The 17,416-nt window shown below is 69.8% G+C and carries 11 protein-coding genes; 10 read left to right on the plus strand and 1 reads right to left on the minus strand.

The features are described 5' to 3' along the window. The first annotated feature begins 28 nt into the window (after positions 1–28). The 6 genes from EZM51_RS03555 to coaE all read left to right on the plus strand — a co-directional run bounded on the left by EZM51_RS03555 (position 29) and on the right by coaE (position 10,025). A complete protein-coding gene (locus EZM51_RS03555) occupies positions 29–634 on the plus strand; it encodes a response regulator (protein WP_136706881.1) in 606 nt (201 codons plus the stop codon). A gap of 86 nt (positions 635–720) precedes the next feature. Next, the gene (ppsA, locus tag EZM51_RS03560) at positions 721–3,051 is read left to right on the plus strand and encodes a phosphoenolpyruvate synthase (protein WP_136706882.1); all 2,331 of its coding nucleotides are present in this window, start codon (positions 721–723) and stop codon (positions 3,049–3,051) included. A gap of 90 nt (positions 3,052–3,141) precedes the next feature. Beyond that, positions 3,142–5,832 carry a DNA polymerase I gene (gene polA, locus EZM51_RS03565; RefSeq protein WP_136706883.1) on the plus strand — a complete coding sequence of 897 codons (2,691 nt, stop codon included), beginning with the start codon at positions 3,142–3,144 and terminating at the stop codon, positions 5,830–5,832. A 90-nt stretch (positions 5,833–5,922) separates the two neighbouring features. Beyond that, positions 5,923–7,608 carry a DUF885 domain-containing protein gene (locus EZM51_RS03570; protein ID WP_136706884.1) on the plus strand — a complete coding sequence of 562 codons (1,686 nt, stop codon included), beginning with the start codon at positions 5,923–5,925 and terminating at the stop codon, positions 7,606–7,608. A 185-nt stretch (positions 7,609–7,793) separates the two neighbouring features. Further along, positions 7,794–9,239, plus strand: coding sequence for a 30S ribosomal protein S1 (gene rpsA, locus EZM51_RS03575; RefSeq protein WP_136706885.1), 1,446 nt, complete (start codon positions 7,794–7,796; stop codon positions 9,237–9,239). Between the two features lie 168 nt (positions 9,240–9,407). After that, positions 9,408–10,025 carry a dephospho-CoA kinase gene (coaE, locus tag EZM51_RS03580; RefSeq protein WP_136706886.1) on the plus strand — a complete coding sequence of 206 codons (618 nt, stop codon included), beginning with the start codon at positions 9,408–9,410 and terminating at the stop codon, positions 10,023–10,025. A 37-nt stretch (positions 10,026–10,062) separates the two neighbouring features. On the opposite strand, the gene EZM51_RS03585 is transcribed toward coaE, so the two are convergent. Continuing rightward, positions 10,063–10,695 (minus strand): TetR/AcrR family transcriptional regulator, encoded by a 633-nt coding sequence (locus tag EZM51_RS03585; protein WP_248305448.1) that lies wholly within the window; start codon positions 10,693–10,695, stop codon positions 10,063–10,065. Positions 10,696–10,803: 108 nt separating this feature from the next. On the opposite strand from EZM51_RS03585, the gene EZM51_RS03590 reads away from it, so the two are divergent. The 4 genes from EZM51_RS03590 to uvrA all read left to right on the plus strand — a co-directional run bounded on the left by EZM51_RS03590 (position 10,804) and on the right by uvrA (position 17,412). Then, positions 10,804–11,688 carry an alpha/beta hydrolase gene (locus tag EZM51_RS03590; RefSeq protein ID WP_136706887.1) on the plus strand — a complete coding sequence of 295 codons (885 nt, stop codon included), beginning with the start codon at positions 10,804–10,806 and terminating at the stop codon, positions 11,686–11,688. Beyond that, positions 11,685–12,197 carry an HPP family protein gene (locus EZM51_RS03595; protein WP_136706888.1) on the plus strand — a complete coding sequence of 171 codons (513 nt, stop codon included), beginning with the start codon at positions 11,685–11,687 and terminating at the stop codon, positions 12,195–12,197. The genes EZM51_RS03590 and EZM51_RS03595 overlap by 4 nt, the downstream gene beginning before the upstream one ends. Positions 12,198–12,326: 129 nt before the next feature. Next, complete coding sequence (gene uvrB, locus EZM51_RS03600) at positions 12,327–14,393, plus strand: excinuclease ABC subunit UvrB (protein ID WP_136706889.1); 2,067 nt, start codon at positions 12,327–12,329, stop codon at positions 14,391–14,393. 127 nt (positions 14,394–14,520) lie between these two features. Continuing rightward, complete coding sequence (gene uvrA / locus EZM51_RS03605) at positions 14,521–17,412, plus strand: excinuclease ABC subunit UvrA (protein WP_136706890.1); 2,892 nt, start codon at positions 14,521–14,523, stop codon at positions 17,410–17,412. Positions 17,413–17,416: the final 4 nt, after the last annotated feature.

The raw sequence follows: 17,416 nt of genomic DNA on the forward strand, positions 1-17,416 counted from the left end.
TCGCCCAGAATACCGTAGGCTTTCCTGCGTGACAGACAGCGAACAGACCCAGCCGGTGCCGCGCCGCGTCGTCGTGGCGGAGGATGAGTCGCTCATCCGCCTCGACATCGTCGAGATCCTGCGCGACAACGGCTTCGAGGTCGTCGGCGAGGCCGGTGACGGCGAGACCGCGGTCGCGCTCGCGACCGAGCTGCGCCCCGACCTCGTCATCATGGACGTGAAGATGCCCCAGCTCGACGGCATCTCGGCCGCCGAGCGCCTCTCCAAGGGCCACGTGGCCCCGGTGGTGCTGCTCACGGCGTTCAGCCAGAAGGAGCTCGTCGAGCGGGCGAGCGAGGCGGGCGCCCTCGCCTACGTGGTGAAGCCGTTCACGCCCAACGACCTGCTGCCCGCGATCGAGATCGCCCTGGCGCGGCACGCGCAGATCATCGCGCTCGAGGCCGAGGTCGGCGACCTCGTCGAGCGATTCGAGACCCGCAAGCTCGTCGACCGGGCGAAGGGCCTGCTCAACGAGAAGATGGGCCTCACCGAGCCCGAGGCGTTCCGCTGGATCCAGAAGGCGTCGATGGATCGCCGCCTCACCATGAAGGACGTGTCGCAGGCGATCATCGAGCAGCTCGCGCCCAAGAAGTAGGACCTCCGTCCCCCGGCCCTCCCCGACGTCGTGGAACGATGTGGGAGTCCGGGCGCTCGAGCCCGGCCCGAGTCGGGGGAGCACACATGTCGGGCGACGCGCGATCCACTCTGGTCAGTCGGTTCGAGGAGGTGCGTCTCGGCGACGCCGCGTCGGTCGGCGGCAAGGGGGCCAATCTCGGGGAGATGACCTCGGCCGGCCTGCCGATCCCGCCGGGGTTCGTGGTCACGGCGGAGGCGTACCTCGAGGCGATCGACCACGCCGGCATCCGGCAGCAGCTGCTCGACGGGTTCCGCGAGGCCGCCGCGGCGGCCGACGATCCGGCGAGGCTCGCGAGTTCGGCCGCCGCCCTGCGGGAGGCGGTGCGCGCCGTCCCCATCCCCGACGACGTTCGCGCCGCCATCCTCGCCGAGTACCACCGCCTCGGTGAGGACGTCCCCGTCGCGGTGCGATCCAGCGCCACCTCGGAGGACGCCGAGGGCACGTCGTTCGCGGGAATGCACGAGACCTACAACAACGTCGTGGGCGACGACGCCGTGCTCGCGCGGCTCCGCGACTGCTGGAGTTCGCTCTACGGCGACCGCGTGATCTCCTATCGCGCGAGCCAGGGGATGGCCGAGGAGCCCGTGCTGGCCGTCGTCGTGCAGACGCAGGTCGTCTCCGACCGCTCCGGCGTGATGTTCACGGTCGACCCGTCGACCGGCGCCCGCGACCGGCTCGTGATCGAGGCCGCCCTCGGACTCGGCGAGGTCGTGGTCTCGGGCGCCGTCGAGCCCGACACCTACATCGTCGCCAAGGACGGACCGCGGATGCTGTCGGCCCGCGTCGGCCGGCAGACCCATCGACTGGTGGCCGACCCCGACGGGACGGTGCGCCGGGAGGAGCTCGAACCGGCGCGAGCGGACGCCCGCGTGCTGACCGACGAGGAGGTCCTCGCGGTGGCCGCGCTCGGCCTCGAGGTCGAGGCCCACTACGGCGAACCCCAGGACACCGAGTGGGCGTACTCCGGCGGGCGCCTCTACATGTTGCAGTCCCGACCCGTCACCACCCTCGGCGGCGGACCGGCACCGTCGGCGGACGCCGTCCCTCCGGGCGGAAGCGCACCCGCCGGCACCGTCCTGCTGCGCGGCCTCGCCGCGGCACCCGGTCGGGTCACGGGCCGCGTGCGCATCCTGCAGAGCCCGGCCGATGGTGCATCGCTCCAGGCGGGCGAGATCCTCGTCGCGCCGATGACGAACCCCGACTGGGTGCCGACGATGCGCCGGGCCGCGGCGGTCGTCACCGACGGCGGCGGCATGACCTGCCACGCCGCGATCGTCGCGCGCGAGCTCGGGGTGCCCGCCATCGTCGGCGCGCGCACCGCCACGACCGTGCTCCGCGACGACGAACTCGTCACGGTCGACGGCGCGAAGGGCGAGATCATCGAGGGAGCGGATGGCGCGGCATCCGCTTCGGGCGCTGCTCCCGCCGTCGTCTCCGCCGCGGCCGCGCCCGCCGTGCCCGAACCGCTGGCGACGAAGCTGTACGTGAACCTCGCCATCGCCGAACGTGCCGAGGAGACCGCCGCGCTCGACGTCGACGGCGTCGGCCTGCTGCGCGCGGAGTTCATGATCACGGATGCGCTCGGCGGCATGCATCCGCGTGAGATGCTCGCCCGCGGCGAGCGCGAGGACTTCCTCCACCGCATGACGGAGTCGTTGCTCTCGGTCACCCGTGCGTTCGCCGGGCGTCCGGTCGTCTACCGCACGATCGACTTCCGCAGCAACGAGTTCCGCGGACTCGAGGGTGGCGAGCGCTTCGAGCCGCAGGAGAACAACCCGATGATCGGCTACCGCGGCGCCTACCGCTACGTCAAGGAGCCCGAGCTGTTCGACCTCGAGCTGGAGTTGCTCGCCCGGGTGCGCGAGGAGACGCCCAACCTCCAGGTGATGCTGCCGTTCGTGCGCACCACCTGGGAACTGGAGGCCTGCCTCGAGCTCATCGACGCCAGTCCGCTCGGCCGCCAGCGCGGACTCAAGCGCTGGGTGATGGCCGAGGTGCCGTCGGTCGTCTACCGCATCCCCGAGTACGCCGCGATGGGGATCGACGGGGTGTCGATCGGCTCGAACGACCTCACCCAGTTGATGCTCGGCGTCGACCGCGATTCGGAGATCTGCGCGGAGCTGTTCGACGAGGCGGATGCCGCGGTGCTCGACGCGATCGAGCGCATCATCACCGCGTGCCGTACGGCGGGCATCACCTCGTCGCTCTGCGGGCAGGCACCATCGAACAATCCCGCATTCGCCGAGCACCTCGTGCGCTACGGCATCGACTCGATCTCGGTGAACGCGGATGCCGCGGACCGCACGCGCCGCGTCGTCGCCGCCGCCGAGCGGCGCATCCTGGTGGAGGCGGCGCGCGGGGCCGTGGGCGGCTGAGCCCCGAGTCGGGATGCCGCGGGGCCGCCCGCCGCCGGCGACGGTTCGGCCGCGACATCCGGTGACGGTGGCCGCTTGTAGTCTTGGTGGGTGCCGGACGCAGACAAGCCCACCCTCCTCGTGATCGACGGCCATTCGCTGGCCTTCCGAGCCTTCTTCGCCCTCCCCGTCGACAGCTTCTCGACCCGCGACGGGCAGCACACGAACGCCATCCACGGGTTCCTGTCGATGCTGCTCCTCCTGCTGCAGAACGAGAAGCCCACGCACCTCGCCGTCGCGTTCGACAAGTCGCGCGTCTCGTTCCGCACGCGCGAGTACGCGGAGTACAAGGGCACCCGAAGCGAGACGCCGCCCGAGTTCAAGGGCCAGGTGCCGCTCCTTCAAGAGGCTCTGCAGGCCATGCACATCCGCACCCTCGAGATCGACGACTACGAGGCCGACGACATCCTCGCCACGCTCGCCAGGCGGGGGCAGGCCGAGGGGTACCGGGTGCTCCTCGTCTCGGGCGACCGCGACACGATCCAGCTCGTGAACGACGACGTCACGCTGCTCTACCCGAACACGCAGGGCGTCTCGCAGCTCAAGCGCTACGACGTCGCCGCGGTCATGGAGCGCTACGGCATCCGCCCCGAGCAGTACCCCGACGTCGCGGCCCTCGTCGGCGAGACGAGCGACAACCTCATCGGCATCACGAAGGTCGGCGAGAAGACCGCGGTGAAGTGGCTCGGCCTCTACGGCGACCTCGACGGCATCATCGCGCACGCCGACGAGATCAAGGGCGTGGTCGGGCAGAACCTGCGCGACCAGAAGGAGAACGCGATCCGCAATCGGCGGCTCAACAAGCTCGTCACCGACGTCGAGCTCGACGTCGCGCTCGACGAGCTCCGCGCGCGGCCGATCGACCTCGAGTCGGTGCGGCCGATCTTCGAGCGCCTCGAGTTCCGCACGCTGATGGAGCGCCTCACGAAGATCGCCGCGGGGGAGGCCGCCGGCAACGGCGCCGCGACCGCCGCGGTCGCCCGCCCCGCCGAGGCCGCACAGGTCGCGCCGCTCGCGCCGACGCCGGCACGGCTCGTGGGCGAGGAGCTCGCGGCGTGGCTCGAACGCGCGACGGCCGCCGAACCCGCGGGCCTCGGGCTCAGTCTCGACGTGCTCGACGGCCGCGTGATCGGCGCCGGCATCGCGACCTCCACCGAGACGGTGCACCTGTCGTGGGAGCCCGGGCGCGGCGAGCTGGCGCCGTTCGAAGCATGGCTCGCGGGCGATGCGCCGAAGATCATGACCGACGCGAAGTCGCAGCTCAAGGCGCTCACCCGCTCGGGGCTCGCCCTCGACGGCCTCGTCGTCGACACCCTCATCGCCGGCTGGCTCGTGCGCCCGAACCTCACCGAGAAGTCCCTCGCCGACCTCGTGTCGTTCCATCTCGGCGAGACCGTGCCGCAGGCCGATCCGGCCCAGCTCGTGCCCGAGGAGGGCACCGACGCCGGCGCACCCGAGTACGCGTGGTATTCGCTCCGACTCGCGCCCGTGGTGCTCCGGGCCCTCAGCGAGGCCTCGCGGCGACTGCTCGCCGAGGTCGAGATGCCCCTCGTGCCCGTTCTCGCTGCGATGGAGCTCCGCGGTGTCACCGTCGACCACGCCGAGCTCGCGGCGCTCTCGTCGGAACTCGGCGATCGTGCGGCGGCGCTCGCGGCATCCGCCTACGCCGAGATCGGCCGCGAGGTGAACCTGGGCTCGCCCAAGCAGCTCCAGGAGGTGCTGTTCGACCAGCTCGGCATGCCGAAGACCCGCGCCACGAAGACGGGCTACACGACCGATGCCAGCGCCCTCGCCGATCTGCAGGAGTCCAACCCGCACCCGTTCCTCGGGTTCCTGCTCGAGCATCGCGACGTGACGAAGCTGCGCCAGATCGTCGAGTCGCTCGACAAGTCGATCGGCGCCGACGGCCGCATCCATACGACGTACTGGCAGATCGGGGCGGCCACCGGCCGCATGTCGTCGAACGACCCGAACCTGCAGAACATCCCCATCCGCACCGAAGACGGCCGCCGCATCCGCAAGGCGTTCCGCCACGGCCCCGAGTTCGCGGAGCTCCTCACGGCCGACTACTCGCAGATCGAGATGCGCATCATGGCGCACCTCTCGGGCGATCCCGGCCTCATCGAGGCCTTCAACGCCGGAGAAGACCTCCACCGCTTCGTCGGCGCCCGCGTGTTCGGCGTCGACCCGGCCGACGTGACACCGCTCATGCGCACGAAGGTCAAGGCGATGTCGTACGGCCTGGCCTACGGGCTCAGCGCCTTCGGCCTGTCGAAGCAGCTCCGCATCGAACGCGCCGAAGCGACGCAGTTGATGAAGGAGTACTTCCAGCGGTTCGGCGCCGTGCGCGACTACCTGCGCGGAGTCGTCGAGCAGGCGAAGATCGACGGCTACACCGAGACGATCTTCGGTCGGCGCCGCCCGTTCCCCGATCTCGCCAGCCCCAACCGGGTGCACCGCGAGAACGCCGAACGCGCCGCGCTCAACTCGCCCATCCAAGGCTCCGCCGCCGACATCATGAAGATCGCGATGGCGACGGTCGAGGCCGACATCGCCGAAAAGGGGCTCGAGAGCCGGATGCTGATGACCGTGCACGACGAGCTCATCTTCGAGGTCGCGCCCGGTGAATCCGATGCGCTCGAGTCGATCGTCCGCGATCGGATGGCCCACGCGGCCGAGCTCCTCGTGCCGCTCGACGTGCAGATCGGTCGGGGCTCGAACTGGGACGACGCGGCGCACTGACCGGGGTGCATACGCGGCGCGGCATCCATTCGTCGATCGTCGACGGGATCCCGTCGATGCGTGTCGGCGCGGTGTCATAGGCTCGCTCGCATGGCATTGAATGAACGCATCCCGACCGACGTCGACCGCATTGCCGAGCAGTGGGTCGACACTGCCGTCGAACTGAATCCGACCCTCGGCACGTACATCGGTCGCGCCGAGTCCGATTCGCGATTCGGCGACTACTCGCCCGAGGGTCTCGAACGCTCGGCCGAAGCGGTCCGGCGCACCATCGCCGCCCTCGACGCGGCGACGCCCGTCGACGAGGTCGACATCGTCACCGTCGCCGACCTTCGCAGTGAACTCGTCCTCGACCTCGAGTCGCACGAGGCCGGATTGCCGCTGCGCAACCTCAACGTGATCGCCAGCCCGGCGCAGGAACTCCGTGACGTCTTCGACCTCATGTCGACCGAGGGCCCCGACGACTGGGCCACGATCTCGACGCGGCTCGCGGCCCTGCCGGCCGCCCTCGACGGCTACATCGAGACGCTGCGACTCGGCATCGAGCGCGGAGTGGTGCCCGCGAAGCGCCAGGTGCGCGAGGTCGCGGCCCAGGCCCGCAAGCACGAGCGAAGCGACGGCTTCTTCGGCGAGTTCGTCGGCGGCGCACCCGAGAGCCTGCCCGACGCACTCCGGCGCGACCTCGACGCCCGCGCGCAGGGCGCCGGCGCCGCCTATGGTCGGTTGGCCGAGTTCCTCGAACAGGAGCTGCTCCCGTCGGCGGGCGAGCGCGACGCGGTCGGTCGCGAGCACTACGCGCTGCAGTCGCGCCGGTTCCTCGGCGCCGTCATCGACCTCGACGAGACGTACGAGTGGGGCATCGAGGAGCTCGCGCGGATGGTCGCCGAGCAGGAGGCGATCGCGAAGGAGATCCTGCGCGGTGCGCCTTCGGCGGGTTCGGGGAACGTCGTCGCCGAGGCGATCGCCTTCCTCGACGGCGATCCGAGCCGCAAGCTGCACGGCACCGATGCGCTCCAGCGCTGGATGCAGGAGACGAGCGACCGGGCCGTGGCCGAACTCGGGGCGACGCAGTTCGACATCCCCGCAGAGATCCGTACGCTCGAGTGCCTGATCGCGCCCACGCAGGAGGGCGGCATCTACTACACCGGTCCGACCGACGACTTCAGCCGGCCGGGTCGCATGTGGTGGTCGGTGCCCGAGGGCGTGACCGAGTTCGACACGTGGCGCGAGTTGACGACGGTCTACCACGAGGGCATGCCCGGGCATCACCTGCAGATCGGGCAGGCAGTCGTGAACCGGGGCAAGCTCAACACGTGGCGGCGCCAGCTCGCCGGCACGTCAGGGCATGCCGAGGGGTGGGCGCTCTACGCCGAGCGCCTCATGCAGGAGCTCGGCTATCTCGACGACCCCGCCGACCGGCTCGGCATGCTCGACGGGCAGCGCATGCGCGCGGCTCGCGTCGTGCTCGACATCGGCGTGCACCTCGGCAAGCAGCGGCCCGACGGCGAGGGTGCGTGGACGGGGGAGTACGCGTACGAGTTCCTCCGCGGGAACGTCAACATGAACGACGGATTCGTGCGCTTCGAGGTGAATCGCTACCTCGGTTGGCCGGGTCAGGCCCCCTCCTACAAGGTGGGGCAGCGCATCTGGGAGCAGCTGCGCGACGAGTTCCGGCGCCGCGAGGGCGATGCCTTCGACATCCGCGAGTTCCACCGCCGCGCGCTCGATCTGGGCGGTGTCGGCCTCGACACGCTGCGCAGCGCGCTGCTCGGCTGAGCGACGCACCCAGGCTGCGGGAGGCTCCGGCGCCGTGCGATCCGCGCGGTTGCCGGAGTCTCCGCCGTTCGGCTAGGATGGAGCGTCACTCGTGTGACATCCCTGTCCGCATGCCCATCGCGGAACCACACAACGCTCTACCGCCGCGATGGGCTCGATTTTGTCCTTTACGGAGCATTCACTACATGACAACCGCAACGACCAAGGCGCCCAAGCAGGTCGCGATCAACGACATCGGATCTGCTGACGATTTCCTCGCCGCGGTCGAGAAGACTTTGAAGTTCTTCAATGACGGCGACCTCATCGAGGGCACCGTCGTGAAGATCGACCGCGACGAGGTCCTCCTCGACGTCGGCTACAAGACCGAGGGCGTCATCCCCTCGCGTGAGCTTTCCATCAAGCACGACGTCGACCCCAGCGAGGTCGTCGGCGTCGGCGACACCGTCGAGGCCCTCGTTCTCCAGAAGGAGGACAAGGAAGGCCGTCTCATCCTGTCCAAGAAGCGCGCCCAGTACGAGCGCGCCTGGGGTGACGTGGAGAAGATCAAGGAAGCCGACGGCGTCGTGACCGGTACGGTCATCGAGGTCGTCAAGGGCGGCCTGATCGTCGACATCGGCCTCCGCGGCTTCCTCCCGGCCTCGCTCATCGAGCTCCGCCGCGTGCGCGACCTGACGCCGTACCTCGGCCAGGAGATCGAAGCCAAGATCCTCGAGCTCGACAAGAACCGCAACAACGTCGTGCTCTCGCGCCGCGCACTGCTCGAGCAGACGCAGTCCGAGTCGCGCTCGACGTTCCTCGCGAACCTCCACCCGGGCCAGATCCGCAAGGGCGTCATCTCGTCGATCGTCAACTTCGGCGCGTTCGTCGACCTCGGCGGCGTCGACGGTCTCGTGCACGTCTCCGAGCTGTCGTGGAAGCACATCGAGCACGCCAGCGAGGTCGTCGAGGTCGGCCAGGAGGTCACCGTCGAGGTGCTCTCCGTCGAGCTCGACCGCGAGCGCGTCTCGCTGTCGCTCAAGGCGACGCAGGAGGACCCGTGGCAGGTCTTCGCCCGCACCCACGCGATCGGCCAGGTCACCCCGGGCAAGGTCACGAAGCTCGTTCCGTTCGGTGCGTTCGTTCGCGTCGCCGACGGCATCGAGGGGCTCGTGCACATCTCGGAGCTGTCGGGCCGTCACGTCGAGCTCGCCGAGCAGGTCGTGTCGGTCGGCGAGGAGGTCTTCGTCAAGGTCATCGACATCGACCTCGAGCGTCGCCGCATCTCGCTCTCGCTCAAGCAGGCCAACGAGGGGGTCGACCCCGAGGGCACCGAGTTCGACCCGGCGCTGTACGGCATGCTCACCGAGTACGACGAGCAGGGCAACTACAAGTACCCCGAGGGCTTCGACCCCGAGACCAACGAGTGGCGCGAGGGCTTCGAGGCCCAGCGCGAGAAGTGGGAGCAGGACTACGCTGCCGCCCAGGCTCGCTGGGAGGCGCACAAGAAGCAGGTCGCCCAGGCTGCCGCTGCCGCTGCCGCCGACGACTCGTTCTCGGCCGGCGCCTCGTTCTCGAGCGACTCGACCGGCACGGGCACCCTTGCCGACGACGCGTCGCTCGCGGCACTTCGCGAGAAGCTCTCGAGCAACTGACGCATCCGCGATCCACGAACCGGAAGGCCGGTCCCCTCGGGGGCCGGCCTTCCGGCGTTCGAGGGGCTGCCGGCGACCGGCGGATGCCCCTGCCGCACGCGGCGCGCTCGGCGTCGCCGTACGACCACGACGACGAGGGTCGCAGTGGCGCACGGATAGAGTGGAGTCGTGTATCTGATCGGTCTCACGGGCGGCATCGCCTCAGGCAAGTCGACGGTGGCGAGGCGGCTCGTCGAGCACGGGGCGGTGCACATCGACGCCGACGAACTGGCGCGTCGCGCCGTCGAGCCGGGCAGGCCCGCCCTCGCGCAGATCGTCGAGGAGTTCGGCGCCGAGGTGCTCCGTCAGGACGGCACGCTCGACCGAGCGAAGCTGGGTGAGATCGTGTTCGGCGACGAGGCAGCGCGCGCGAAGCTCAATGCGATCGTGCACCCGGCCGTTCGCGCGCTCACCGGCGGGCTGATCGAGCGGGCCGTCGCCGAGGACCCCGATGCGGTGATCGTGTACGACGTGCCGCTCCTCGTCGAGGCATCCGTGCCCGACGACCTCCGCTTCGATCTCATCGTGGTGACGAACGCCCCGCGGCGCACCCAGGTGAAGCGACTCGTCGAGGAGCGCGGGTTCGAGACGATCCAGGCGGAGGCGCGCGTGGACGCGCAGGTCGGAAACACCGAGCGCCTGGCGATCGCCGACGTCGTCATCGACACCGATGGATCGATGGCGCACACCATGAGCCAGACCGACGCCCTGTGGCAGCGGATCCGCCAGGAGCGGGCGAGGGCCTGACGGCCATCGGACGCGCGACGGGCGCACCGGCCGTCGTTCACGGTCGGCCGTGCGGCGCCGCCGTCGGCATGTGCGTCGCCGCCTCGATGAGCACGCGTGCGACCTCCCTGGCCTCGAGGGCGGTCGCGGGCGACCCCGTGACGGGGGCCGTCACCAAGGCGCCGTTCGCCAGGATGTAGACGCGTTCCGCGAGCGCTTCCGACTCGACGTCGTCGAGTCCGAGCTCTCCGACGAGCTCCCGGATCAGGGCGCGGAAGGCGCGCTTGTGGTCGCGAACCGGCCCGGCGACGTGGGCGGCATCATCGCCGAGTTCGCCGAACGCGTTCAGGAACGCGCATCCGCGGAACGCGTCCTCCGCGAACCAGTCGTGCATCCAGTCGAACACGGCCAGGAGACGACCGGCGGGGGAGTCCTGCGTCCGGCCGGCGAGGAAGCGGCGCACCGATCCGGTGAGGTCGGCGTCGCGCGTGCGCAGCGTCGCCTCCACGAGGTCGTCCTTGGAGCGGAACGCCCGGTAGACGCGCTTCAGCGGGACGCCGGCCTCGGCACGCACCGCGTCCATGCCCACCGCCTGGATGCCGTGCGCGTAGAACAGGTCGGATGCCGCGGCGACGAGTGCGGCCCGGTCGCCGTCCACGTCGGCGACGGCGGTGCGGGATGACTCCGACACGATGTCCTCCTCGGTCACTGTTGCGCGAAAACGGTCGTTCTCATATTATGGCGTCCGACGAGAGAACGCACGTTCTCTCGCGACATCCGCATCTCTGGAGGAGATTCCATGCCGACCTTGCGCTACCGGACCGCCGTGGTGGACGGCCACACCCTCGCCTATCGGGAGGCGGGCGACCCCGAGCGCCCGAGCCTCGTGCTGCTGCACGGCTTCCCGACGAGCTCGCACATGTTCCGCGGACTGATCGCCGAGCTCGCGGACGAGTACCACCTCATCGCGCCCGATCATCTCGGGTTCGGGGCGAGCGACGCGCCCGACGCGGAAACGTTCCGCTACGGCTTCGAGCCGCTCACCGCACTCACCCTCGGGCTCCTCGATCGACTCGGCGTCGATCGGTTCGCGCTCTACGTGCAGGACTACGGCGCCCCGATCGGGTTCCGCATCGCCGCCCGCCATCCCGATCGGGTCAGCGCGATCATCACCCAGTCGGGCAACGCGTACACCGACGGATTCACGCCCTTCTGGGAGCCGCTCGTCGCGTTCGCCACGGCGCGTGCCGCCGGCGAGCGGCCCGACGACACCGCGGTCCGCGCGCTGCTGACGGCGGAGGCGACGCAGTGGCAGTACACGCACGGCGTGCCCGACGACCGGCTGGAGCGGATCGCGCCGGACACGTGGGCCCTAGACCAGGCGCGACTCGATCGCCCGGGGAACGAGGCGATCCAGCTCGACCTGTTCGCCGACTACCTGTTCAACCTCGACGAGTACCCGACCTTCCACGAGTACTTCCGAACCCATCGGCCGGCGTTGCTCGCCGTGTGGGGCCGCAACGACGAGATCTTCGGGCCCGACGGCGCGAGGGCGTTCAGCCGTGACCTTCCCGACGCCCAGGTGCACCTCCTGGACGCCGGGCACTTCGCCCTCGAGTCGCACCTCGACGAGATGGTCGCACTCATCCAGCCGTTCCTGCGGTCGGCGCTCGCCGCCTCGTGACCGCGTCGATCTCGGAGCATCGGCCCGGTCGCACGGCGGGACGCATCGCCGCGATCAAGGTGGCGGCGGCGCTCGTGCCGGGAGGCCTCGCGGCGGGGATGCTCGCGGCCCTGGCGGGACTGTCCTCGCTCGGACTCGACGCGTTCTCGATCCCGTTCGCCGCGACGGCCGCGGTGCTCGCGATGGCCCCGGCGAGTCCGCTCGCCCGCCCGCGCACGGTCATCATCGCGTACGCGGCGTCGACGATTCCGGCACTGGCGGCGGTCGCCGCCGTCCCGGCGTCGGTCGTCACGGCGACCGTGATGGCCGGCGTGGCGATCATCCTCATGGTGCTGCTCCGGGCCGTCCATCCGCCCGCGGCGGCCGGTGCGGCGATGATCGGGCTCCACGGCGGCGACTGGATGTTCCTCGTCGTCGGCGTCGTGCCGGCGCTCACGGCCGTCCTCGCGATCGCGCTGGCGGCCGGGGCGCTCATCCCGCGGTACGGGTACTCGTGGAGCTCGCGCTGATGACGTCGTCGCCCCGTTCCGATCCGTTCGTGGCAGTGCCCCGAGCGGGTCGGGACGGGTGGGTGGCCGGGTCGGAGACCGCGGCAACGCCCGGACCCGATGTCGGTGGGCGAACCTAGACTGGAAGGCATGCAGGCCACCCGATCCGTCCGCCCGTTCGAGGTGGTGAGCGAGTACCGGCCGAGCGGCGACCAGCCCACGGCGATCGCCGAGCTCGCCGGGCGCATCAACGCCGGCGAGACCGATGTCGTGCTGCTCGGCGCGACCGGAACCGGCAAGTCGGCCACCACCGCCTGGCTCATCGAACAGGTCCAGCGACCCACGCTCGTGCTCGCGCACAACAAGACCCTCGCGGCGCAGCTGGCGACCGAGTTCCGCGAGCTCATGCCGAACAACGCCGTCGAGTACTTCGTCTCGTACTACGACTACTACCAGCCCGAGGCCTACGTGCCGCAGACCGACACCTTCATCGAGAAGGACTCGTCGATCAACGCCGAGGTCGAGCGGCTGCGGCACTCCACGACGAACTCGCTGCTCAGCCGGCGCGACGTGGTCGTGGTCTCCACGGTGTCGTGCATCTACGGCCTCGGCACCCCCGAGGAGTACCTCGCCGCGATGATGCCGCTCCAGGTCGGGCAGCGGGTCGACCGCGACTGGCTCATCCGCAAGTTCGTGTCGATGCAGTACCAGCGCAACGACGTCGACTTCTCCCGCGGCACGTTCCGGGTGCGGGGCGACACGATCGAGATCATCCCGATCTACGAGGAGCTCGCCATCCGCATCGAGATGTTCGGCGACGAGATCGAGGCGCTCTACCATCTGCATCCGCTCACCGGTCAGGTGGTGGCGAAGCTCGACGCCGTGCCCGTCTTCCCCGGGTCGCACTACGTCGCCAGCACCGACGTCATGCAGCGGGCGATCGGCACGATCCGCACCGAGCTCGAGGAGCGCCTCGCCGAGCTCGAGCGCGAGGGCAAGCTCCTCGAGGCGCAGCGGCTGCGCATGCGCACGACGTTCGACCTCGAGATGATGGAGCAGATCGGCTTCTGCTCGGGCATCGAGAACTACTCGCGGCACATCGACGGCCGGGCCCCGGGCGAGGCGCCGAACTGCCTCCTCGACTACTTCGCCGACGACTTCCTCGTCGTGATCGACGAGTCCCATGTCACGGTGCCGCAGATCGGGGCGATGTACGAGGGCGATTCCTCCCGCAAGCGCACGCTCGTCGAGCACGGGTTCCGGCTCCCGAGCGCGCTCGACAACCGCCCGCTCAAGTGGGACGAGTTCAAGGCCCGCGTGGGCCAGACGGTGTACCTCTCGGCGACGCCGGGCCGCTACGAGATGGGCATCGCCGACGGCGTGGTGGAGCAGATCATCCGTCCCACCGGTCTCGTGGACCCGCAGATCGTGGTGAAGCCCTCGAAGGGGCAGATCGACGACCTCCTCGAGGAGATCCGCATCCGGTCGGAGCGTGACGAGCGCGTGCTCGTCACGACGCTCACGAAGCGAATGGCCGAGGAGCTCACCGACTTCCTCACCGAGGCGGGCGTCCGGGTCCGCTACCTGCACTCGGATGTCGACACGCTCCGACGGGTCGAACTGCTCACCGAGCTCCGCGCCGGCGTCTACGACGTCCTCGTCGGCATCAACCTGTTGCGAGAGGGGCTCGACCTGCCCGAGGTGTCGCTCGTGGCGATCCTCGATGCCGACAAGGAGGGCTTCCTCCGGTCGTCGACCTCGCTCATCCAGACGATCGGCCGGGCCGCCCGCAACGTGTCGGGTGAGGTGCACATGTACGCAGACACCCTCACCGACTCGATGAAGGCGGCGATCGACGAGACCACGCGTCGCCGCGAGAAGCAGCTCGAATACAACCGCGCCAACGGCATCGACCCGCAGCCGCTGCGCAAGCGCATCGCCGACATCACCGAGGTGCTCGCGCGCGAGGAGGCCGACACCGCCGAGCTCCTCGCCGGCCGTGACGCGCGCGCCAAGGCACCCGTGCCGAACCTCCGGCGCGAGGGCATCGCGGCGGCCGGCGCCAACGACCTCGAGGAGCTCATCCGCGACCTCAACGAGCAGATGCTCGAGGCGGCCGGCGAACTGAAGTTCGAGCTGGCCGCGCGCCTGCGCGACGAGGTCTCGGAACTCAAGCGCGAGCTCCGGCAGATGGAGAAGGCGGGTCACCTCGGCTGAGCCACCGCGCGCACGTCGGATCCACGGGCGGCCGCCTGCCTGTGAATCCGACCGAATCGAACGTATGTTCGCTGAGAGCACGCGCCCTCGCGGGGGCCGTGTCGGTGGCGCTCTCTAGACTCGTAAGGTGCCAGTTTCACGTCTCGATGCCCATTCGCGCCTGAGTGTCCGCGGTGCCCGCGTGCACAACCTGCAGAACGTCGACGTCGAGATCCCGCGTGATGCGATGGTGGTGTTCACGGGTCTGTCGGGCTCGGGCAAGTCGTCGCTCGCGTTCGACACGATCTTCGCCGAGGGGCAGCGCCGATACGTCGAGTCGCTGTCGGCCTACGCGCGTCAGTTCCTCGGCCAGGTCGACCGGCCCGACGTCGACTTCATCGAGGGCCTGAGCCCCGCGGTCTCGATCGACCAGAAGTCCACGAATCGCAACCCGCGTTCGACGGTCGGCACGATCACCGAGATCTACGACTACATGCGCCTGCTGTGGGCGCGCATCGGCGTGCCGCACTGCCCCGTCTGCGGTGAACGCATCCAGCGGCAGACGGTGCAGCAGATCGCCGACCAGCTCATGGAGCTGGCCGAGGGCACGCGCTACCAGGTGCTGAGTCCCGTCGTCTCCAAGAAGAAGGGCGAGTTCGTCGACCTGTTCCGCGAGCTGGCCGCCGGCGGATACTCGCGTGCGATGGTCGACGGCGAGCTCATCCGGCTCGACGAACCGCCCCTGCTCAAGAAGCAGGTGAAGCACGACATCTCGGTGGTGATCGACCGGCTCGTGGCCGGCCCCGACGTGCTCGGCCGACTCACCGATTCGCTCGAGACGGCCCTGCGCCTCACCGACGGCCTCGTGCAGGTCAACTTCGTCGACGAGTCGGGTCCCGACGCCTGGGCGACGTTCTCCGAGAAGCTCTCCTGTCCGAACCAGCACCCGATCCAGCTCACCGAGATCGAGCCGCGCACCTTCTCGTTCAACGCACCGTTCGGGGCCTGCCCCGAATGCTCCGGCCTCGGCACGCGGATGTCGGTCGACGAGGGCCTGCTCCTCGGCGACCCGTCGCTCAGCATCGCCGAGGGAGTCATCCTCCCGTGGACGTCGCAGGGCAAGAGCCTCTACAACTACTACGAGAAGCTGCTCGACGGACTCGCCCGCGACCTCGGCTTCTCGCTCGACACGCCGTGGGAGGAGCTCGACGAGACGGCTCGCGACGCGGTGCTGCGCGGTGACAACTTCGAGGTCAAGGTCCGCTGGCGCAACCGCTACGGCCGGGAGATGAGCTACACGTCGGGCTTCGAGGGCGTGGTCCCGTACATCGAACGCCAGTACGTCCAGGCCGAGACCGACGTGCAGCGCGCGCGGTGGGCGGAGTACCTCCGCGAGGTGCCCTGCCCCGTCTGCGGCGGCAAGCGGCTGAAGCCCGAGGTGCTCTCGGTGCTCATCCACGATCACAGCATCGCCGACGTGGGCGAGCTGAGCCTGACCGACGCTCGCAGCTTCATGGACCGCCTCTCGCTCACCGAGCGCGAGCAGGCGATCGGCGCACAGATCCTGCGCGAGATCAAGGTGCGGCTCGACTTCCTCATCCGGGTCGGCCTGAGCTATCTCGACCTCGCGCGCGCGGCCGGCACCCTCTCGGGCGGCGAGGCGCAGCGCATCCGGCTGGCGACCCAGATCGGCTCGGGCCTCACCGGCGTGCTCTACGTGCTCGACGAGCCCAGCATCGGCCTCCACCAGCGTGACAACCGCCGTCTGATCGACACCCTCGTCGCGCTCCGCGATCTCGGGAACACGCTCATCGTCGTCGAGCACGACGAGGACACCATCCGCACGGCCGACTGGATCGTCGACATCGGCCCGGGTGCCGGCGTCAACGGCGGCACGGTCGTGCACTCGGGCAGCTACGCCGACCTGGTGAAGAACACGCGTTCGCTCACGGGCGACTACCTGTCGGGCCGGAAGGAGATCCCGCTCCCGGCCCGCCGGCGTCCGATCGACCCCCAGCGCATGATCTCGGTGCAGGGCGCCGAGGCGAACAACCTTTGCGGCATCGACGTCGACTTCCCGCTCGGCACGTTCACCGCGGTCACCGGCGTGAGCGGCTCGGGCAAGTCCTCGCTCGTGAACGACATCCTCTACCGCGTGCTCGCCAATCGCCTGAACGGTGCCCGCAAGGTGCCCGGCAGGCACCGCCGGGTCAGCGGTCTCGAGCACCTCGACAAGGTCGTGCACGTCGACCAGGCGCCGATCGGGCGCACGCCGCGGTCGAACCCGGCGACGTACACGGGCGTCTTCGACCGCATCCGCACGCTCTTCTCCGAGACCACCGAGGCGAAGGCACGCGGCTACCTGCCCGGACGATTCAGTTTCAACGTCAAGGGCGGCCGGTGCGAGGCGTGCTCCGGCGACGGCACGATCAAGATCGAGATGAACTTCCTGCCCGACGTCTACGTCGCGTGCGAGGTCTGCGGCGGCAAGCGGTACAACCGCGAGACGCTGCAGGTGCACTACAAGGGCAAGAACATCGCCGAGGTGCTCGAGATGCCGATCAGCGAGGCGGCCGAGTTCTTCGAGCCGATCTCCGCGATCCACCGCTATCTGAAGACGCTCGTCGACGTCGGCCTCGGCTACGTGCAGCTCGGCCAGAGCGCCACCACCCTCTCGGGGGGTGAGGCGCAGCGGGTGAAGCTCGCCACCGAGCTCCAGCGCCGCTCGAACGGCCGCAGCGTGTACGTGCTCGACGAGCCGACCACCGGCCTCCACTTCGAGGACGTCCGCAAGCTCCTGAAGGTGCTCGGCAGGCTCGTCGACAAGGGCAACACCGTGATCGTGATCGAGCACAGCCTCGACGTCATCAAGTCCGCCGACTGGATCATCGACCTCGGGCCCGAGGGCGGCTCCGGTGGCGGGCAGGTCGTCGCGACGGGCACGCCCGAGCAGGTCGCGCGGGTGCCCGAGAGCCACACCGGGTACTTCCTCCGCGAGATCTTCGACGCGGCATCCGTGCACGCCGAGGTCGCCAGCTGAGGCG

Source organism: Agromyces sp. H66 (assembly GCF_004959775.1).
GTDB lineage: Bacteria > Actinomycetota > Actinomycetes > Actinomycetales > Microbacteriaceae > Agromyces.

Excerpts from the sequence above, each read along its gene's own strand:
- ppsA (WP_136706882.1), top strand. The coding sequence starts at position 721 with ATGTCGGGCGACGCGCGATCCACTCTGGTCAGTCGGTTCGAGGAGGTG.
- EZM51_RS03590 (WP_136706887.1), top strand. The coding sequence starts at position 10,804 with ATGCCGACCTTGCGCTACCGGACCGCCGTGGTGGACGGCCACACCCTC.
- uvrB (WP_136706889.1), top strand. The coding sequence starts at position 12,327 with ATGCAGGCCACCCGATCCGTCCGCCCGTTCGAGGTGGTGAGCGAGTAC.
- EZM51_RS03570 (WP_136706884.1), top strand. The coding sequence starts at position 5,923 with ATGGCATTGAATGAACGCATCCCGACCGACGTCGACCGCATTGCCGAG.
- rpsA (WP_136706885.1), top strand. The coding sequence starts at position 7,794 with ATGACAACCGCAACGACCAAGGCGCCCAAGCAGGTCGCGATCAACGAC.